Source organism: Brevibacterium sp. CT2-23B (genome assembly GCF_013168765.1).
GTDB classification, from domain to species: domain Bacteria; phylum Actinomycetota; class Actinomycetes; order Actinomycetales; family Brevibacteriaceae; genus Brevibacterium; species Brevibacterium sediminis.
The window spans coordinates 48,683-67,823 of the sequence record NZ_JABBYK010000004.1 but is presented as its reverse complement, the minus strand read 5'-3'; the positions used below and the strand labels follow the sequence as shown (position 1 = coordinate 67,823).

Below are 19,141 nucleotides of genomic sequence, written 5' to 3'. Positions count from 1 at the left end.
GAGAGGAGTCCGATACGGTTCGAGAAAGAGGCCCCTGGCATGGAGGACGACGATGACCACATTCGACAACGGACTCACCGCGATCGAGCTTTCCGATCAGGAACGCAAAGCACTGAAGGAGCTGTCCGAGTTCCCCTTTTTCGAGGCGGTGCTCGGACGCCGTTCACGCCGATTCCCCGTCGGCGGAGAGATCCCGGGCGGGGTCCTGGCCTTCAAGAGTCGGAAAGAATCCCGCCCGCTGACCTACCTGCAGCGTGCTCTGGTGCTGGCCACGGTCACCGGACAGACCGGAAGGCACTTCGGCATCAGTCGGCATCCGGGGTATGCGCCGCAGTTCCCGAACTACAGCGGGTCAGCCATTGGACGCACTTTCCCGTCGGCGGCAGGCTTCCACACGACTCAGTTCTTCTTCACCGATGATTCTGGAACCTACTTTCTGCCGACCCGCGACGACGTCCTCGACCAGCAGCTCGATATCAACACCTTTGAGTCGGACGACGCAGTAGAGAACGCGCTCAACTCAGTTCTCGCGCGTGCAGTGCGCATCAGCGACGAAAGACTGTATCTGCCTCGCGAACAGCCGTATTTCGAAGGACACAACACGTGGATCGGTAATTGGCCCGGTTCGCTTCTCGTGGTCCCCGTGGCCGCTCTCGCGCAGCAGACGCTGCTCAACATCGCCTTCTTCTCACAGAACGGCTACGTCATCTATGACGACATTAACGACCGCGAGATTCCCGGACTGGAGAAGTATCGCCACCGTCTTGTCCACTTCGACGATCCGCGGCCGTTGAGCTTCGTCGAGCAGTACTCGTTGGCCGAAGCCAGCGCCGAACTGATGACCTCCAGCTATGTGGGTCACCTCGCGCTCGGCGCGATCGGCTTGGGCGGATGGAGCTTCGACGGCATCGACCGACTGTCAGTCGTCGGCGCTTCCGGCAATCCCCAGGTCCCTGGCTTGGGGTTCCGCTATGACACCGATGAACGGTGGGCCATGCCCAATCCGACAGGCCGCGACGGAGTCTTCGAGACCTTCACCAGGCCGCACTACGGTTCGATGCGGAAAGTGGTCGAAGCTCTTGCCGAACGAAAGTTCGGTCCCGGAGGGCCGTTCAACTCCGCCGCTCCAGGCCCGTGGAAGGACTCCGAGACGGTCCGGGGCGCGGCGGCACCCTTCGACGACGAGTTCATGGAACTCCTCACGGTACAGGCCGAATACGTCGACGAGACATTCGGCAAGTTCCCGGGCACCGTTCCCTCGGTGTGGATCATGAACTATCTCCAGGCACAGCATCTTGACACCGACTTCTACGACGAGAAGTTCAGCCCTGGCGCGTACTTGAGCACCCATGCGAGAGAACAGGAACGCTGGAACAGCTGAAGAACCAAAACCCTCGCCGAGGCGGCCCGACCCCATACATCCACGAATAGTGGAGTACGGGGTCGGGTGCGTTCAGCTCGATTTCGAGTGCAGGCTCAGTCGCCCGCCCCGCCCGCAAACCTCACAAAGTACTCCAACGCCTCGAACGAATCCACCGCATCCGGATTCGCCACCTTCTCCAGCGCATGCCCCTGAATGAGTCGTTTCACCGGCACCTCAAGTTTCTTTCCCGTGCGAGTGTGCGGAATGGCCGGCACCGCGATCATGTCATCGGGCACGTGCCGCGGCGACGCCTTGGACCGCAGCTCCGAATCAATCCGCTCCCGCAACTCGGAATCCAACGAAACACCCGACGCCAACACGACGAACAGCGGCATCCAGTACCCGCCGTCGGGCTGCTCGGCACCGATGACCAGGGATTCGGCCACCTCGGGGATGCCGTCGACGACGTCGTAGATGTCGGCGCTGCCCAGGCGCACTCCCTGCCGATTGAGGGTGGCGTCCGAGCGGCCGGAGATGATGACGCTGCCGTGGTCGGTGATGGTGATCCAGTCGCCGTGGCGCCAGACTCCGGGGAACATCGAAAAGTACGTGTCGCGGTAGCGCTCACCGTCGGGATCGTTCCAGAACTTCACCGGCATCGACGGCATCGGGGCGGTGATGACCATCTCCCCAACCTCGCCAATCAATGGCTGACCAGAGTCGTCCCAGGACTCCAACGCGACACCGAGCACCGGTCGCGAGAGTTCCCCGGCCCAGATCGGACAGATCGGCGCTGATCCGGCGAAGCCGCTGACGACGTCGGTGCCGCCGCTCGTCGAGGCCAGCTGCACGCGTTCGCCGACGGCATCGCGCACCCACGGGAAGCAGTGGGCGGGCACCGGGGCGCCGGTGGCACCGATCGTCCGCAGTGCGGAGAGGTCGAACTCCTTGCAGGGTTCGATCCCGGCCTTCATCCCGGCCAGGAAGATCCCGGGACTGACCCCGAGTACATTGGCCTTCGTGTCCGCGGCGATCTCCCACAGCCGGCCCGGCCCCGGATAGAGGGGACTGCCGTCGAAACACACCGTGGTCGCACCGCCCACCAGCGCCGAGGCGACGAGGTTCCACATCATCCAGTTCGTGTTCGTGTACCAGAAGAACCGGTCACCCGGCCGGATGTCGAGGTGGAGGCCCAGCAGGCGCAGGTGATCGATGACGACCCCGCCGTGGCTGTGCACGATCCCCTTGGGAATCCCCGTCGTGCCCGAGGAGTACAGCACCCACAGCGGGGTATCGAATTCGACGCGCGCGAACTCGGGTTCGGCATCCCCGGCGGCGATATCGTCCCAGGCAGCGAGGTTCGTGATCTGACCGTGTTCGTCGATGAATTCCTCGCCGAGGTTGCCCACCCCGACCACGGCCCGCAAGCTCGGCATTCGGTTGGCCAAGTCCGCGACCTGGTCGCGGCGGTTGAAGGACGTGCCGTTCCACAGGTAGCCGTCGGCGGCGAAGAGCACCTTCGGTTCGAGCTGGCCGAGTTTCGTGGCGGCACCTTCGGCGGCGTAGTCCTGAGCACAGGCGGACCAGATGGCGCCGACCGAGGCGGTCGCGAGGAAGGCGATGAGCGTGTGTTGGGTATTCGGCAGGTAGCCGACGACACGGTCGCCTTCGCCGACTCCTTGGTCGCGCAGCCAGGCGGCGACGGATCCAACCTGGCGACGCAGTTCGCGCCAGGTGGTCTCAGTGCGCTCCCCGGACTCTTTGATGGTGATGATGGCTGGTTCGTCGGCGAGTTTGTCGTCCAGGCCGGCACGCAGGGCGTGTTCGGCGTAGTTGAGTCGGGTACCGGGGAACCAAGTGGCGCCGGGCATGGACCGATCAGCGAGGACCTCGGTGTAGGGCTCATCGGCGATGACGTCGAAGAAATCCCAGACCGCGCCCCAGAATCCGTCGAGGTCGCTCACTGACCATTTCCACAGATCGTCATAGGTGGCCAAGCTTTGGCCGGTGCGCTGATTCGCAAAGTCGATGAAGTCGGCGATCTGCGGACGCGGGGTCTGGTTCGGGTCGGGGAGCCAGATCGGTTCAGCGGTCAATTCTTCTCCTCAGCACAGCGGTGGGCGGTGAACGGGGTCTCCACCAGCTGAAACGAGGCACACTCGTTCTGCTGTGGAGACTTTGAGTCCACCTTACGCCGCCATCCCAGCGGCTTTTGCCGGCCGCCCAGAACGCAACTGCGCCGCCGAGAATTCTCACCGGCGCAGTCGATCGGTAAGTGGGTTCAGGCTCAGCCCCACACGCCTCGGGTGTCGTGAACGACCTTCTGCGAGAGCAGAGTCCGGTCGATGCGGGTGAACTCGTTATGGTCGACGAGGAGGAGAACGATATCGGCCTGTTCAATCGCGGCTTCGGTCTCGGTCAGCTTCACGTTGTCGCGTGACTCGAGCTCGGCCGGAAGCTCTTCGATGTTCGGTTCGACGGCCAGAATCGTCGCGTCAGGAAGCTCTTCAGCAAGGCGATTGACGATCTGCCGAGCGGGGCTCTCACGCAGGTCATCGATGTTCGGTTTGAACGCCATTCCGAGCGTCGCGATCTTCACTTCGTTGATGCGCTTCGCCTGAGGAATGAGCTTGTCCAACACGAACCCGGGCTTGGAATCGTTGACATCGCGAGCGGTCTTGATGAGTGATGACTGCTCTGGGGCAGTAGCAACGATGAACCACGGGTCTACAGCAATGCAATGGCCGCCGACTCCGGGGCCTGGCTGCAGGATGTTGACGCGGGGGTGGTGGTTGGCCAGCTCAATGAGCTCCCAGACGTTGATATCGAGACTATCGGCGATCATGGACAGTTCGTTCGCGAAGGCGATGTTGACGTCGCGGTAGGCGTTCTCGGTCAGTTTGGACAGCTCTGCCGTCCGAGCATCGGTCATGAGGAACTCGCCCTCACAGAACAACTGGTAGAGGTCGCGAGCTCGTTCGCCGGCATTGCCGTTGAGAGTGCCGATGATCCGGTCGTTCGTACGAAGCTCGATCATGATGCGGCCGGGAAGGACGCGCTCAGGGCAGTGAGCAAAGTAGATCGTCTTAGCCGTATTCGGTTTGAGCGTGAGGTCTGGGCGAGATGCGAGGATCGTTTCGGCCAGGAACTCAGTAGCCCCGGGAGGTGAAGTCGATTCGAGGATGACAAGCTCGTTGCCCTCAAGCAGGGGAGCAATCTGCTTGCCAGCGGTCTCGATGTAGGACAGGTCGGGCTTGTGCCCGTCCTTAAAAGGTGTCGGCACCGCGACGATGTAGTTGTCCGCATGCGGAGTCAAGGTCGTGGCCTTGAGGTAGCCCTGAGAGACGACACCAGCCACAGTAGTGGACATGTCCGGTTCGACGAAGGGGATGTTGCCTTCGTTGATAGTTGCTACAGCATCGGCGTTGATATCAACTCCGATCACGTCTGCCCCTGAACTTGCCAGCACCGCGGCAGTCGGTAAACCTATGTACCCCAGCCCGATTACCGCTACAGACGGGCGCTGACCAGCAGGACTAGGGGGCATTGCCGAAACTCCGAACTCTTAGGGACTATATGTGAAATAGTAGTGAGCCTTTTTGGATTCAGGAAACGTGTTTGACTTGCGAAACTGCGGACTTTGGTTGCGCCGGTGTTAAATTTGCCTGGTCATGTAGCTTGCGCGTAGGAGTCTTTTTTGAGCAATTACAGTGAGACGGCGGTCCGTTCAGTGATGGTAATCTACGGCACGCGTCCTGAGGCTATAAAAGTTGCTCCCGTCATCAAAGCTCTCGAAAGCGATGCCAAGCTACGGCCAATCGTCGTTGTCACCGCACAACATCGGGAAATGCTTGATCAGGTGAACGAAGTCTTCGACATCGTCCCCGATGTCGATCTCAACCTCATGGCTCACGGACAGACGCTCAACGCGATCGCCGGCAGCGTCATCACCAAGATCGACGTGGTCCTCGACGAGCACCGGCCTGATGCTGTCCTTGTCCAGGGGGACACGACGACAGTGATGGGTGCTGCGATCGCTGCATTCAACAGAGAGATCCCGGTCGTTCACCTAGAGGCTGGACTGCGCAGCGGCGACATCAATTCTCCGTTCCCCGAAGAGGCCAATCGCAAAATTGTCTCTCAGATTGCCCGTGTCCACCTTGCACCGACGATGGTCTCGCGTAGCAACCTGCTCGCCGAAGGCATTCCCGAGAAGAATATTCACGTGATCGGGAACACTGTCATCGATGCTCTGCAGTGGGCGGTTGAGCGTCCAGGGGATTTCAATCTTCCCGAGCTCCAGGCTCTCGAATCCGACGACCGTCGAGTGCTGTTGGTAACTACACACCGTCGCGAAAACCTCGGAGACAACATGGTCAATATAGGCAGGGCCATGCGGCACTTAGCAACGCACTATCCCGACCTGCTCATCGTTTGGCCGGCGCATAAGAACCCGAAAGTTCGTGCTTCGGTCGCTCCTCAGATCGAGGATCTAGACAATGTGATCTCGACCGAACCCATTGAATACGGCGACTTCTCACACCTCATAAACGCCTCGGACATCGTGCTCACCGACTCCGGAGGAATCCAGGAAGAGGCGCCCAGCCTTGGCAAGCCGGTTTTAGTGCTTCGAGAGAACACGGAACGCCCCGAAGCCGTGGACGCAGGAACCGTGAAGCTTATAGGGACCGCGACAGAGAAGATCATCGCTGAAGTCTCAAAGTTGCTCGACGACAGTAAGGCTTACCGAGACATGGCCAATGCCGTGAACCCCTACGGGGACGGCCACTCAGCTGGCCGCAGCGTGGACATCCTCAACGAACTTCTCGGCCGCAGCTGAGCCACTAGTCAGAAGCAGTAATGTCCACGGCTGAAACCAAAGCTGTGGACATTGCTGGTGGCCAACAATAGGTCGTCGTCGACATTCCATGTATGACTATGAGAGTCACGAACTTGGACGAAATTGAATCGGTCTGCTGAGTAGATTCGTGCTCCATCCGATACGAGTCGCCGTTGCAGGTCGGAATCTTCGCCCAGCGTGCGATCAGCGAATGGGTTGCGTAGGAACAGCTCTCTGCTGCCCATCAATGTAGGGCCCATAACGAGATCGGTGAAACGGTGCTCGCGTTCGGGAAACCTGCACATGACGATGTCACGATTGCGCAAGTGTAGGTAGTGAGCCTGCTTACCGACGAGATCCGCATTCGAATAGCGCAGAGCCGCCAACTGGTCCGTCAGATAATGCTCACCGTAAATATCATCGTCGTCCATCTTGGCGATGACGTCACCTGACGCCGCTTCAACTCCGCGGTTAAGGCACGCGCCCAGGGAATCTGAGTCGGGGGCCTCAAGCAGCACCAGGTTTTCGATTCCCAGATCGGCTGCATGATGCAATAGCTCCGGCGATGAAACGAACCCGTGTTTAATGATGATGAGCTCTCGGTTCTCAAGCTTCTGGGCGGCATGTGTCTCAAGGACGTTGCTGAGGTGTTCAGGCCGATTCGTTGATACCACGACAGACACTGAACGAGGGATCGGATCACTGTACTCGACTCCGATGGAGTCCATGATCGACATCGCGCGATGAGAGTAGGTGTGTTCGTTCCAAATGCGCCGTTGCGCGAGATGAACTGTGCGGTCGCGCAGTTCGCTGCTTCGGACGTATGCCCTGAGAGTAAGTTCGGCTTCTTCCTGGGTCTCAGGCTGAGGGAGCTCTGAAGGTGGGAAAAACCGCTTTGTTGCCTCGCTGGGAGTCGAAATCACCGGAGTTCCGGCCGCCGTGATCTCGAAAATGCGCCTTGCACACATGCTTGGTGAGTCGACGACCGAGTTCACGTTGAGGAATACTTTGTAGTTTTTGTACGCAGTCAACAAGTTGCGGTAGGGCAACGATCCGACAACCCTGTCGGCAAGGTTGCCGGGAAATTGGTACCGTTCATCGTTGCCAAGGAACCGGGAGAAGATTTCAAGCCCGTGCTCCATCCGCGAGGACACCGTGTCTGCAGCTCCCAAAAGCAAATCCATCTGGGCACGACGCTCAGGGAATTTGTGAGTGAAATACATCCCCGCGAATGCGATATCGCGTGCGGCGAAGTTCATTGACGGGCGCACGGGAGAATGTATCGCAGGTTGGGCGGCAAAGGCCAGAGGGGCGATGCGGTCATGGCCAAGGACTTTCCTGTAGTTGTCGACAAGGCGCACGTCGCTAGTGAAGACGACGTCGAACAACTTGGCCAAGGGTAGGAAGTCATCGAAATGGGGCGGATCTTCTTTGTTCCAGAACGCCGTTGGGATACCGCGATGGCGACAACCCTCCAGCAGCTCGACAATCTCTGGGCTCGGGTCGGCCGTCCCAGTGAGCTTAAACTTCCAGTCTCCGCCGTTGCCATTCCACGCTGACTCGATGAAGACAAAGTCGACCGAGTCCAACTGCGATGTCCATCCATCGCGCTTCAACGGGATCGTGGCCCATTCATAGCCGAAACTCTCCGCCGAGAACTCATCGAGGATGGTGCCCACCCTGAGGCCACTGAAGACGGGCCGACGGTCGGATCTCGGAGCTGCAGGAAACGCCTCTGGCAAATTGTCAGCAGTAAGCTGATCTGCTGGTCGGCCGTCGGCAATTCCTTGGCGCAGATTCCTGCGTCGCTTCCACTTCAGAAATTGAGCAGGACCGCCTTGGCGCAGATGCCAGAAGCCTGTCCTCAGGGCGCGAAGCGGAGATTCAGGCACAGTAGAATCCTTTCGGTCTGCTCTCAATCGGACTGCATTGGAATTTACAAGGAGATCGGAAGCGTTCAATTAATCTCTCTGAACGGCGTATGAGGCTACGTCGCTCGGTATGAGCCTAACGAATTGCGACCAAATCTAAACGCTTCCAACGGTTCTTCTGTGCGACAGCTATTGGGCCCAATAGTACAATCAAGAAGTTGCAGGAGGCTCGGCCGGTGTTTGTGAGATACAGGCCACCAATCATAGTGCTGACCGAGCCAGTCTATGGATGTCGATGGAAAAGAGGACAGTGGGAAGCAACTCCGGGCCCTCTCCCTCACAGACCCCGATGAGGCGGCGCGGCAGAGCCATGGCGCTGTCACTCATAGATGGTCTCGTCTTCGCGTTCCTCGTCGTAGCGATGACGCTGGTGCGATACGACTTCCACACTGAGCTCGTCAACACATTGGGCATGTTCGTCTGTACGGCGATCGGCCTGATCGTCTTCCTCGTCGGCGGGCCGTTGGCGATCTACCGCGGACGCTACAGACGCGGCTCAACCGATCAGTTCGCCGCAATCGTGGGAACGGTCGCATTGGGCGTCGGCATCATGTGGGTTGCGGAATTTGCGCTCGCCAGCCAACTGCTCATCCCGACCAGCGTCCCCATCACGGCGGGAGCGCTCATGGTGGTGGTCAAGAGCCTCGAGAACTGGATTCGTCGCAACATGAGGCAACGCAGCCTCACCACGTCCGGCGCATCTCGGCCCACGATCGTTGTCGGTGCGGGCGACCAGGGCATGCTCGCCCTCGATATGATCGCTCAGGACTCGCACAACGAATTCGTCGCCGTCGGCGTCCTCGACGACGACCCGGCCAAGCGGCATCTGCGCTACAACGGGATTCGCGTGCTCGGACCGATCGCCGACATTGCCGCCCATGTCGATCGCACCGGTGCCAGGGTGATCATCATTGCAATCTCCGACCTGTCTCCCGAAGAGCTCTCCCGCATCGCTTCGAATCTCGAATCCCGGCCGGTAGAGATCAAGATCATGCCAAAGCTCTCGGACTCCGCGCTGGCCCGTCCCGAGCCGGACGCCCACGACGTCGCCGACCTGCGTCACCGAAGCTTCCGCGATGTCAGCCTCGAAGACCTCATCGGACGCAAACCGATCTCGACGAATATCGACGACATCGCCTCGGCGATCACCGGTAAGGTCGTCCTCGTCACCGGGGCGGGCGGCTCAATCGGCTCACAGCTGTGCCGCCAGGTCGCCAGGTTCGACCCGGCCCGACTCATCATGACCGACCGGGACGAATCCGGCCTGCACGCAACCGAGCTCGGTCTTGAAGGTTCAGCCCTTCTGACCAGTGACGACCTCGTCCTCGGGGACCTGAGAGATCCAGCGTTCATCGACGCGCTCGTCGCCGAGGCGAAGCCGGATATCATCTTCCACGCAGCGGCTCTCAAACACCTGACCTTCCTCGAACGATTCCCGGAACAGGCAGTGCGCACGAACGTCGGAGCCAGCCTCGACCTGCTCAACGCGGCAGTGGCTCACGACGTCGATGCCTTCGTCCACATCTCCACCGACAAGGCCGCCGGCGCGACCTCGGTGCTGGGACGGACGAAGTTCTCCATCGAGCGGGCGATCGCCTCTGTGGCTGCCGCAACCGGGCGGCGTTATATGTCGGTGCGATTCGGCAATGTGCTCGGTTCCCGTGGGTCTGTACTTGAAACCTTTGTGGCTCAGGTCGCGGCCGGCGATCCCGTCACTGTCACCGACCCCGAGGTCACTCGGTACTTCATGACTGCCGATGAGGCGTGTGAGCTCGTTCTGCAGGCAGCGGCGATCGGCGGCCCCGGAGAGACCTTGGTCCTCGACATGGGCGAACCGATCCGCATCGCTGACCTCGCCAAACGCGTGATCGCACTGTCGGGCCGCAGCGATGCGCAGATCGTGTACACGGGTCTGCGCCCGGGGGAGAAGCTCACTGAAGCGCTGCTGTCGCCGGGTGAGGTCGACAGCCGACCCAATCATCCGCTGATCACTCAGGTACCGATCGCTCCGATCGATCTGGAGGAGCTCGGCGCTCTGGCCGCCGAATCTCGAGACTCGCAGGTTTTCACTCACCGGGCGGCCCTCGAAGAGCGCTTGACGAGCCTACTCGACTCCGAGGCAGTCCCGGTCACCGATGACGCGACGGCGGCCATCGAACCGGCGGCGACGTCATCAAAAGCCTCCGAGCCGGAAGCAGATCCACGTGACACCGGAGTCGGCCTCTGATGGCCCTGCAGTCGCTGGTGATCATGGTTGTGGCTGCGGTGGTCACGGCTCTCAGCGCCCTCATCGCCTTTCCCTTGCTGCGCCGAGCGGGGGTCGTCGATGTCCCCTCTCATCGCTCCTCACATACGCTTTCGACCGTACGCGGCGGGGGAATCGCCATCGGCTGCGGCGTCACCGTGGCCACGATTCTCGCCATGGTCTGGAGCATCAGCGAAGACGGGGTCTTCGGCCTCGGCGGCGTCCTCCTGCCGATCGGTTTCCTGGTCCTCACCTGGTGCTATTCGGCCATCGGGATGAGCGACGACCTCGACTCCCTGCGCCCTGCCGGGCGGTTGATCGGACAGGTCATCCTGGCTCTGCTGTTCAGCGCGATCATCGCAATGTTCTCCACTCAGGGAATCGCCCACGTTATTGCCTTCGCCGTCATCGGAGTGACCACGGTCAACGCCGTGAACTTCGTCGACGGACTCAACGGCTATGTCACCGAATGGACCATCGTCACGGCCGGATGGTTCGCCTTCGTCGGCTCCTGGGTGGGTGAGAACGATATCGCGCTGCTCGCTTTGGCGTTGGCCGGTGCTGCTGTCGGTTTCCTCCCGTTCAACCTCGGCCGGGCCAAGGCGTTCCTCGGAGACACCGGAAGCTACGGAATCGGAGCGGCCGTCTTCGCTCTTGCGGTATGGCTGTTCGTTCAGGGAGTACCGATCGTCGTCATCATCGCCCCGATGATCTTCGTCTTCTTCGACGTCGGACTCACTCTGGTTATGCGACTCTTCCGAGGAGAGAACATTCTCTTGCCTCACCGGGAACACATCTACCAGCGGATTCAGCAGGCGGGGTGGCCGCACAGCTCTGTTTCGCTTTTCCACGCCGCGCTGAGCGTCCTTGCCTGCATTATGGCCATTTCGACCCTCATCAGCGGAAATACGGCGACGACGTACCCTGCCCATGTGTTCTGGGTCGGATTGCTCGCCCTCTACGCGCTTCTGCCCATGTGGTTGAACCGTCGAGCACGTACGGAGGCGGTCACCGCATGAGAATCGTTCTGCTCAGTCATTACTACTACCCCGAGGTCGGCGCACCGCAGCGACGGTGGCGGATACTCGTCGACCACCTGCGCGCCGCAGGACACGACGTCATCACGGTGGCACCACACCCGCACTACCCGTATTCCGACCGGAACGGATTCTTCGGCTCCAATGTCGGGCGGGGGCGCCGTCGAGTCGACGTGCGCCTCGGCGGTACCTGGGACACCGGAATCGACGGTGAGCGGATCCTCCGCGTGCCGTACCTGCACAGCGGGCCGTCGATGGCTCGTCAGCTGCTCGACCAGACGGTGTCAGCGACAGGCGCGATGTCGGCAGTCATCGATCGGCTGCGAGGCAGAATGCGCCCCGATGTCATCGTCTCCACGACTCCGGCACTGCCGTTTCTGCTGGCCGGCGACACCCTGTCGCGACTGCTTCGGGTGCCGCATGTCGCTGAAGTCCGCGACGCCTGGCCCGACCTCATTTCGGAGATGAATCTGGTGACCGGAGCCGTTGGGAAGTATCTTCCCGGGTCGCTGACGCAGCGTCTCGAACATCGACTGCTGCCGGACCTGCTTACACGTGCTCAACGGCGTGCAGCGGTCGTCGTCGTCACAACGGAGGGTTTCAAACGTCGCTTGGAACAGCGAGGGGTGACCGCCGAGGTTGTCCGCAGCGGAGTCTCGCCTGCGGAATTGGAGGGCGCGTCCGGGCTGACTGCAACGGGAGCGATTCCCCTCGTCCCCACCGCAGAAGAGACGGGCACTGCCGTCGGCGAAGTCATCGGCAGGGTCTCTGCCGATCCCAGTGGACTCAACTTACTGTACGTGGGCACGGTCGGACGATCTCAGGATCTCAGCACCTCGATTCGTGCTTTGGCCCGCACCGAGGGTGTGCGACTGCGAATCGTGGGCGACGGCGTCGACGCTATCGAACTCAAGACCGTCGCTTCCGCGTACGGTGTGCCGGTCGAATTCCATCCCCAGATCGCAGGTGCCGAACTCGCGGCCCATTGGGAGTGGGCAGATGCCGGGCTGGTCAGCCTCAGCTCGCTCGACTCCTACGAATGCACAGTGCCGTCGAAGCTCTATTCACTGATGGCCCGTCGAATCCCAGTCCTCGGAGTCGTCGCCGGTGAAGCCGCCGACATCATCACCCACACCGCGGCAGGAGAAGTTGCGGTTCCCGGTGACGTCGATTCCGTAGCCGCGGCGATGAAGAGGATGAGCGAACGAGTCGAAGTAGGTGAGGAATTCGGATCGAATCCGGCCTTAGGTCCGAACCCACGCGACTGGGTGGTTCGGAATGCTTCGGCAGCCGCAATGGGCCGCACATACGAACGGGTCCTTGAGCAGGTGGTTTCGTGAACCTGCGCTTCCTCGCACGACAGTTGACGAACGTTGTTCTGACCACGGCTGGTCACATCAACGACGACCGGGTGTTCTTCGGTATGCAGTTGGCACGTCGACTGCCGGGCCCTGCCTCGCGCTTCGTCGGACAAGCACTCGGACGTCTGCCAGGCGACGCCACTCGGGCGGCGTCAGCGTGGTTGCTCGGGGAAGAGACGACGGCGAAGTCATTGGTCGCCGGATCTCCCTCGCCTTCCCGACTGCTCGGCGAGATCGCACTCAATCTGGGACTGCTCGACGAAGCCGAGTCGATCGCAGCGGCTGTACCCGGTGCCCAGGCACTGAGCTCACGTATCGAGTGGACCAAGGGACACATCGACGAAGCCATCGCAGTCCTGCCAGACGGCGCACGCCGGACACGACTGCTCGATGAGCGACAGTCTCTGCAACCTCAATGGTGGCCGGAGGTGTCAAGCCATGTCACAGCTCGTCGTGTACGCGGCAATGCCGACCTTGACCGAACTCAGCATCCGACGGCGCTGCATGTGCTGACGAACTCCCTGCCGCATACCCGCTCCGGATATGCGTACCGGTCACATGCCATCCTCACCACTCTGCGGGACGCTGGCCATCAAACGGCCGCGATCACACGCCCATCGTATCCCGTGACCATCGGACGACTGAGCCAGGCACCGGTCGAAGTCGTCGACGGAGTCGAATACATCCGTGACGTCCCGCTGAGACCACGGCCCACGCCATCCGAACGGTTGAGCGAGCAGGCGAATCACATCGCTGCTGAAGCCCACGATCGTAGTGCTGAGATTCTCCACACGACAACGCACTACGTCAACGGCTTGGTCACTGGTGCGGCCGCGAAAGCAGCGGGCCTGCCATGGGTCTACGAAGTCCGCGGAGTCTTGGAAGAGACGTGGGCGGCAGCAGGAAGCAGTCCGGAAGAGCGTTCCGCGCGACGGAACAGCCAACGCTTCGCGCTCATGCGGGCCAAGGAGATCGAAGTCGCGTCGGCGGCCGACGCAGTCATCACCCTGGGCGAGACGATGCGTGAGCACCTGATCGCCGGGGGAGTGCCGGCCGAAACCATCACCCTCATCCCGAATTCGGTTTCCGAAGCCGTAGTCGACTCCGATGTCACCCGCACTCCGGCCGAGGTGAGAAGGAGCCTAGGCCTACCCGAAGTCGGAATCTGGGTCGGCACAGCAGCATCGATCGTCGGATACGAAGGACTCGACGACCTCGTCGACGCCGTCATCCTCGCCCGGAGCCAAGGGACGGACCTGCGGCTGCTGATCGCCGGCGACGGTGTGGCCCTGCCCGAACTGCGGGAACGCGCCGCGCTCCTGGGAGAGAACGCCGTCTTCACCGGTCGGGTCTCCCAAGTCCAGGCAATTGAGTATCAACTCGCGCTCGATGCGATCGTCGTGCCGCGCAAGGATGAACTGGTCTGTCGACTGGTCACTCCGATCAAACCGATCGAAGCGATGGGCCTTGCGCGACCCGTGGTCATTTCCGACCTGCCGGCACTGCGTGAACTGCTACCGGACAGTGCAGGCTTGGCGACACCGCCGGAGAACCCGCAGAAACTCGCGGAACTGCTGTCCGAACTCGCCGCCGATGACATGGCGAGGGCAAGATTCGGAGACAATGGACGAGCACACGTTCTTGCAACCCGCAGGTGGAAGGAAAACGGACGACGATATGGGCAGGTCTATTCTCAACTCGTGGGGAGTGATGTGCGATGAGTGAGACGAAGAACCCCCTCGGGCTGAGTTCGATCCCGTCCGTGTCGAGTGAGGGCCTCGTGCCCGTCGGACGACGGACGAGCCTGAGCAGCTACCTCGCCGCACTGTGGAACCGCCGCCACTTCATCATCGCCGAGTCCCGAGCCAAGATGTCGAGCTCGACGAGGAAGAACATACTCGGCTACGGGTGGCTGTTCCTCAATCCACTGCTTTCGGTGCTCGCGTTCTGGTTCATCTTTGGTTATATCCTGGGGACCTCGCGAGGTATTCACAACTTCCTCGGGTTCCTCGTCGTCGGCGTATTCTTCTTCGGCTACACAGGTAAGTGCATGACCGGCGGAACCGGAGCGATCCGTTCCGGTGCGTCCATGATCAAGGGCTTCCAATTCCCGCGTGCCGCACTTCCGATCTCCACCGTCGTCCGCAATTTCCTTGACTTCATGCCGACCCTGCTGGTCATGGTGATTGTCCTCGCTGTCGCTCCACCGCTGGAAGAGATCACGTGGAGAATCGTTCTCGTGATCCCCGTGGTGATCTTGCAGACGATCTTCAACGTCGGTCTCGCCTGCTTCCTTGCGCGGCTCGGTCACAAGATCCCGGACCTCACGAACTTCATGTCGATTGTCAGCCGATTCTGGCTTTACGGATCGGGAGTGTTCTTCTCCATCGAAGACCGATTGGACAATCACCCGGCTCTCTTGGAAGCAATGCAATACAACCCTATGCATGCCTATCTGACGCTGGTGCGCAACTCATTGCTCTACGGAGTCGATACGGATCCGAAGATGTGGATCGTCGGCACAGTGTGGGCTTTCGGCCTTCTCATCGTCGGATTCCTGTTCTTCTGGAGAGGAGAGGAGAATTATGGCCGACTCTGAGGTCCAGGAACCCAATATCATCGCGGAGAACGTCCAAGTCCGATACACCGTCAACACCAACGATCCAGGCAGCAGGGCAACGGGTGTCCGGCGCCTGACGAACAAGATCGTCGGACGGCAAGGTCAGACGACTGTGCGAGCGCTGCGTGGGGTCAACTTCGTTGCCCGCGAAGGAGAGATGGTGGGAATCGTTGGAGCCAACGGTTCCGGAAAGTCCACCTTCCTGCGCAATCTCGCCGGGGTCGAGCAACCGGACCGTGGCCGCATCCTCGTCCGTTATCAGCCGCTTCTGCTCGGTGTCAGCGCCGCCCTGCAACCCGCGCTGTCGGGAAGCGAGAACGTACGCCTCGGATGCCTGGCGATGGGTCTGTCTCCCGAAGAGGCGGCCGAAGCCTTCGACTATGTCGTAGAACTCTCGGCGTTGGGGTCGGCGATCCACCGACCGATGGGAACATACTCTTCCGGTATGGGCGCCAGACTCCGATTTGCGATCGCTTTGGCCGCGCGACCGAAGATCCTGCTCATCGACGAGGCCCTGTCGACCGGCGACGCGACGTTCGCTGAGCGCAGCGAACGTGCAATGGACGAGCTCCTTGCCGAAGCAGGAACGGTTCTGCTCGTCAATCATGCCGCAAAAGTGATTCAGGAGCTGTGCACCCGTGCAGTCTGGATGCACCGCGGCGAGATCCTCATGAACGGCCCTGCCGAGGCTGTCGCAGAGAAGTACCGCTGGTGGGCGTGGAATGTTGCCAAGGGCAAGGAAGACATTGCGGACAAGCTCCTTGCCGATGTGGTGAGCAACGCGGTCAAAGAAGAGATCAACATCCTCGAGCCCGAACTCATCAAGAACCCCATCCCGCGGCACGCAGCGCGCCCATCCAAGACGAAGGTAGCTCCTGCACGTCATGTGAAGCGACCGGACACAACCGACGAAGTCGAAGAGACGCCGACTCCGATGTTGGCTGCCGCCGAGGAACAGGTTTGGCCGAAATCCTTCGACACTGAGATGCCGAAGGCCAAGTTCCCAGCGTTGCCCAAACCTGCCTCTCAGGCGGTGAGCGCTCCACGAATCACCGATGCGCCGCCGCTGCGGCTGAACCCTAGTAAGAAACGGGTTGTTCTGCGGGCCGCGAATCCGGACGACCGCGCGTCGTCTATAGCTGCTGCTGGAGATTTCACCGGCCGCAGGCTCGCCTCCCGCGCACGCCAGATCGCCGACGAACGCTACCAGGAGCGGCAACGCTTGCGGCAGGAAGACGAAGCTCCTGTCGCCCACCAGGACACGAGCCGATGAAGGTCGCAATCTTCGGCTCATGCGTAAGCCGCGATCTGGTGGAATTCATGCCGAATACGGAAGTTGCTGTTTACGTAGCTCGACAGTCTGTGACAAGCCATCTATCTCCACATGGCACTGACAACGTTGATCTGAACAGCCTTAGTTCCCAATTTCAGCTACGTATGATCAGAGGAGATCTATCGGGCAACGGGATCGCCAGTATCTGCGAACAGGCATCTGATATTGACCTAGTCCTAATCGATCTAACTGATGAGCGACGAGGATACTGGCTGTTCCCCGATGGAACTAGAATGACAAACTCGCTTGAGGCCGAATCATGCGGCGCAACCGCCGAAGCCGAAAAACACGGAGCTCGATTGGTCCAGTTCGGAAGCGACGAACATTTCGACCAGTGGCGGCGCGGTTTCGATGAATTGGTGTGGGCGTTAAAACAGTCAGGACTCTGGGCGCGGTCGATACTTGTTGACATGGAGTGGGCAGCCGCTTTTGACGGTGCCCGGCACCCCAACAACTTGCAGCTGGCAAAGATTGGAAGGCTAGTACGGAAAAATCAGCGCCGGTTTAAAAAATTGTTGCGCGAATCACCACGGAAACTTCTTTCTACCTCGGAGCGAAAAACGGTTCTTCGAATAAGACCGACTGACGCAGAAGTGTTTGCGGATAGAGCACGGGAGGCAAACGCCAAATTTATGCGTTATCGAATGTTCGCTCAAGCACAACTGGCACACAGCGTCACCCGGCAAAGCTACCAATCGCGTATCAATAGAAACCACAAATGGGGCCCGCAACCATTCCACTTCAGAGACGAGGACTACGTATCTGTCGTCGATCGTATTGATATGTACTTGACCCCAAAAAGAAGAGGAAGCGGCCGTAGCAAGTTTTGAATCTGTGTTCCTCTCCGCAGGCGTCCCTCTTGCAGTTGGAACTGATTGCAGTTGGAGTAGATCGCGCACAGGAGAACATAATCTAGAATAACTGTCTGGGAAGTTCATCACGGATGGCGCAAGCCTGGCCAGGATCTCAGTTTCTAGGTGAGGCGGCTCCTTCAGATGGACAAGATCAAAGTGTAAGTCGATTCTTCGAAGAAGACTAGGTGGCGATGGTGTCAAAAACTAAAAAAGTGGTAACTATAGTCGGACAGGGGTACGTAGGGCTTCCGCTGGCTCAAGCGGCGGCTCATGCAGGCTGGACGGTTTGGGGACTAGACGTTACCCCGACGCTAGTCGACCTGCTTAACTCTGGGCAATCGCATATAGACGATCTTTCCGACTCCGATATTCGTGGAATGCTGGAGGCTGGATATCGAGCGACTACTGATCCAAGTGTGGTGTCAAGCTCTGATGTAGTTGTGATCTGCGTCCCGACTCCCCTTGGCGAAGGGGGAAGTCCAGATCTTGGCGCAGTTAAAGGTGCTAGCCGTACAGTGGGTGACAATCTAGTAGCCGGCACAACGGTCATACTGGAATCTACGACCTACCCTGGGACAACGGATGACGTGGTACGACCGCTTCTTGAGATGAATTCTGGACTAACGGCGGGCACTGATTTTGAATTGGCATACTCTCCGGAGCGTGTCGATCCAGGATCCAAGAAATATGGAATCAAAAACACACCCAAGCTGATGGGTGGAATCACAGATGCGTCTACACAAGCTGCAGTCGCCTTTTATGGAAGCTTCGTGGACCAGCCTGTGCCGATGGCAGGCATGCGAGAAGCTGAAACTGCGAAACTGCTCGAGAATACATTTAGGCATGTGAACATTGCGTTGGTTAACGAGATGGCGAAGTTCTGCAAGGAACTGAATATCGATATCTGGGAAGTTATCAGAGGTGCGTCAACCAAGCCATTTGGATTTATGAAATTCACTCCAGGGCCTGGCGTAGGCGGACATTGTATACCGATCGATCCAAACTATCTCTCATACGAAGTTCGCAATCAACTAGGCTACCCTTTTAGATTTGTCGAACTCGCACAAGAAATTAACAACTCGATGCCACGTTATGTAGTGGAGCGAGTAGGAGATCTACTTAACGAACATCGAAAGCCAATTAATGGCTCAGAAATCTTAATACTTGGAGTTACCTACAAGGCTGACATTGCCGACCAGCGTGAGTCGCCAGCACTTCCCGTCGCCGAAATCCTGTTGGAACGTGGTGCAACAGTTAGATTCCACGACCCAATGATTGATACTTGGCAGTTGGGGGCAACGAGCCTCGTTCGAGAACCAGATCTTGGGGCAGCGGTAAATGAAGTCGATGCAGTTGTAGTATTGCAGGCGCACGACAGCTACAACCTCGAAGCCATTGCGAATGATTCCAAGCTAATGCTGGACACGCGGGGGGTTGCCCCAAGGCCGGCGGTGCGTTTGTGACCAGGCACTGGCCAAAACTGCTACTTAGAGATGCGCACCCCTCTGGGGGAGTTCGAGCATTTCGCGATGTTTTAATCTCTCATGCTTCAGTGGT

Annotated in this window: 13 protein-coding genes; 10 read left to right on the top strand and 3 right to left on the bottom strand. The window is 59.7% G+C overall.

Annotated elements, in window-relative coordinates:
* The first annotated feature begins 52 nt into the window (after positions 1-52).
* Positions 53-1,381 (top strand): hypothetical protein, encoded by a 1,329-nt coding sequence (locus tag HIM68_RS11365; RefSeq protein WP_172172265.1) that lies wholly within the window; start codon positions 53-55, stop codon positions 1,379-1,381.
* A 95-nt stretch (positions 1,382-1,476) separates the two neighbouring features.
* Here the strand turns inward: HIM68_RS11365 and HIM68_RS11360 are convergent, their stop codons facing one another.
* Positions 1,477-3,459, bottom strand: coding sequence for an acetoacetate--CoA ligase (locus HIM68_RS11360; RefSeq protein WP_172172263.1), 1,983 nt, complete (start codon positions 3,457-3,459; stop codon positions 1,477-1,479).
* 191 nt (positions 3,460-3,650) lie between these two features.
* Positions 3,651-4,910, bottom strand: a complete 1,260-nt coding sequence (gene wecC / locus HIM68_RS11355; protein ID WP_172172261.1) for a UDP-N-acetyl-D-mannosamine dehydrogenase — start codon at positions 4,908-4,910, stop codon at positions 3,651-3,653.
* A gap of 186 nt (positions 4,911-5,096) precedes the next feature.
* Between wecC and wecB the strand changes: the two genes are divergently transcribed.
* Positions 5,097-6,203: a non-hydrolyzing UDP-N-acetylglucosamine 2-epimerase gene (wecB, locus tag HIM68_RS11350; protein WP_172172789.1), complete on the top strand. Its 1,107-nt coding sequence runs from the start codon at positions 5,097-5,099 to the stop codon at positions 6,201-6,203.
* An 8-nt stretch (positions 6,204-6,211) separates the two neighbouring features.
* Here the strand turns inward: wecB and HIM68_RS11345 are convergent, their stop codons facing one another.
* Positions 6,212-8,095: a glycosyltransferase gene (locus HIM68_RS11345; RefSeq protein ID WP_172172259.1), complete on the bottom strand. Its 1,884-nt coding sequence runs from the start codon at positions 8,093-8,095 to the stop codon at positions 6,212-6,214.
* A 349-nt stretch (positions 8,096-8,444) separates the two neighbouring features.
* Here HIM68_RS11345 and HIM68_RS11340 point away from each other — a divergent pair, with 349 nt between their 5' ends.
* The 8 genes from HIM68_RS11340 (at position 8,445) to HIM68_RS11305 (ending at position 19,047) form a co-directional block, all read left to right on the top strand.
* Positions 8,445-10,361, top strand: coding sequence for a nucleoside-diphosphate sugar epimerase/dehydratase (locus HIM68_RS11340; protein WP_172172257.1), 1,917 nt, complete (start codon positions 8,445-8,447; stop codon positions 10,359-10,361).
* Positions 10,361-11,398: a glycosyltransferase family 4 protein gene (locus tag HIM68_RS11335; RefSeq protein ID WP_172172255.1), complete on the top strand. Its 1,038-nt coding sequence runs from the start codon at positions 10,361-10,363 to the stop codon at positions 11,396-11,398. Before HIM68_RS11340 ends, HIM68_RS11335 begins: the two co-directional genes overlap by 1 nt.
* On the top strand, positions 11,395-12,756 hold the full coding sequence (locus HIM68_RS11330; RefSeq protein WP_172172253.1) for a glycosyltransferase family 4 protein: 1,362 nt from the start codon (positions 11,395-11,397) through the stop codon (positions 12,754-12,756). The genes HIM68_RS11335 and HIM68_RS11330 overlap by 4 nt, the downstream gene beginning before the upstream one ends.
* Positions 12,753-14,498: a glycosyltransferase family 4 protein gene (locus HIM68_RS11325; RefSeq protein WP_172172251.1), complete on the top strand. Its 1,746-nt coding sequence runs from the start codon at positions 12,753-12,755 to the stop codon at positions 14,496-14,498. Before HIM68_RS11330 ends, HIM68_RS11325 begins: the two co-directional genes overlap by 4 nt.
* Positions 14,495-15,376 (top strand): ABC transporter permease, encoded by an 882-nt coding sequence (locus HIM68_RS11320; RefSeq protein WP_172172249.1) that lies wholly within the window; start codon positions 14,495-14,497, stop codon positions 15,374-15,376. Before HIM68_RS11325 ends, HIM68_RS11320 begins: the two co-directional genes overlap by 4 nt.
* Entirely contained in the window at positions 15,363-16,670 is a 1,308-nt protein-coding gene (locus HIM68_RS11315) for an ABC transporter ATP-binding protein (RefSeq protein ID WP_172172247.1), read from the top strand. Before HIM68_RS11320 ends, HIM68_RS11315 begins: the two co-directional genes overlap by 14 nt.
* Entirely contained in the window at positions 16,667-17,560 is an 894-nt protein-coding gene (locus HIM68_RS11310) for a DUF6270 domain-containing protein (RefSeq protein ID WP_172172245.1), read from the top strand. The genes HIM68_RS11315 and HIM68_RS11310 overlap by 4 nt, the downstream gene beginning before the upstream one ends.
* A 215-nt stretch (positions 17,561-17,775) precedes the next feature.
* The gene (locus HIM68_RS11305; RefSeq protein ID WP_172172787.1) at positions 17,776-19,047 is read left to right on the top strand and encodes a nucleotide sugar dehydrogenase; all 1,272 of its coding nucleotides are present in this window, start codon (positions 17,776-17,778) and stop codon (positions 19,045-19,047) included.
* The last annotated feature ends 94 nt before the right edge of the window (positions 19,048-19,141 follow it).

Coding starts and splice junctions, on each gene's coding strand:
- HIM68_RS11365 (WP_172172265.1), top strand. CDS start 53: ATGACCACATTCGACAACGGACTCACCGCGATCGAGCTTTCCGATCAG.
- wecC (WP_172172261.1), bottom strand. CDS start 4,910: ATGCCCCCTAGTCCTGCTGGTCAGCGCCCGTCTGTAGCGGTAATCGGG.
- wecB (WP_172172789.1), top strand. CDS start 5,097: ATGGTAATCTACGGCACGCGTCCTGAGGCTATAAAAGTTGCTCCCGTC.
- HIM68_RS11340 (WP_172172257.1), top strand. CDS start 8,445: ATGGCGCTGTCACTCATAGATGGTCTCGTCTTCGCGTTCCTCGTCGTA.
- HIM68_RS11335 (WP_172172255.1), top strand. CDS start 10,361: ATGGCCCTGCAGTCGCTGGTGATCATGGTTGTGGCTGCGGTGGTCACG.
- HIM68_RS11330 (WP_172172253.1), top strand. CDS start 11,395: ATGAGAATCGTTCTGCTCAGTCATTACTACTACCCCGAGGTCGGCGCA.
- HIM68_RS11320 (WP_172172249.1), top strand. CDS start 14,495: ATGAGTGAGACGAAGAACCCCCTCGGGCTGAGTTCGATCCCGTCCGTG.
- HIM68_RS11315 (WP_172172247.1), top strand. CDS start 15,363: ATGGCCGACTCTGAGGTCCAGGAACCCAATATCATCGCGGAGAACGTC.
- HIM68_RS11310 (WP_172172245.1), top strand. CDS start 16,667: ATGAAGGTCGCAATCTTCGGCTCATGCGTAAGCCGCGATCTGGTGGAA.
- HIM68_RS11305 (WP_172172787.1), top strand. CDS start 17,776: ATGGTGTCAAAAACTAAAAAAGTGGTAACTATAGTCGGACAGGGGTAC.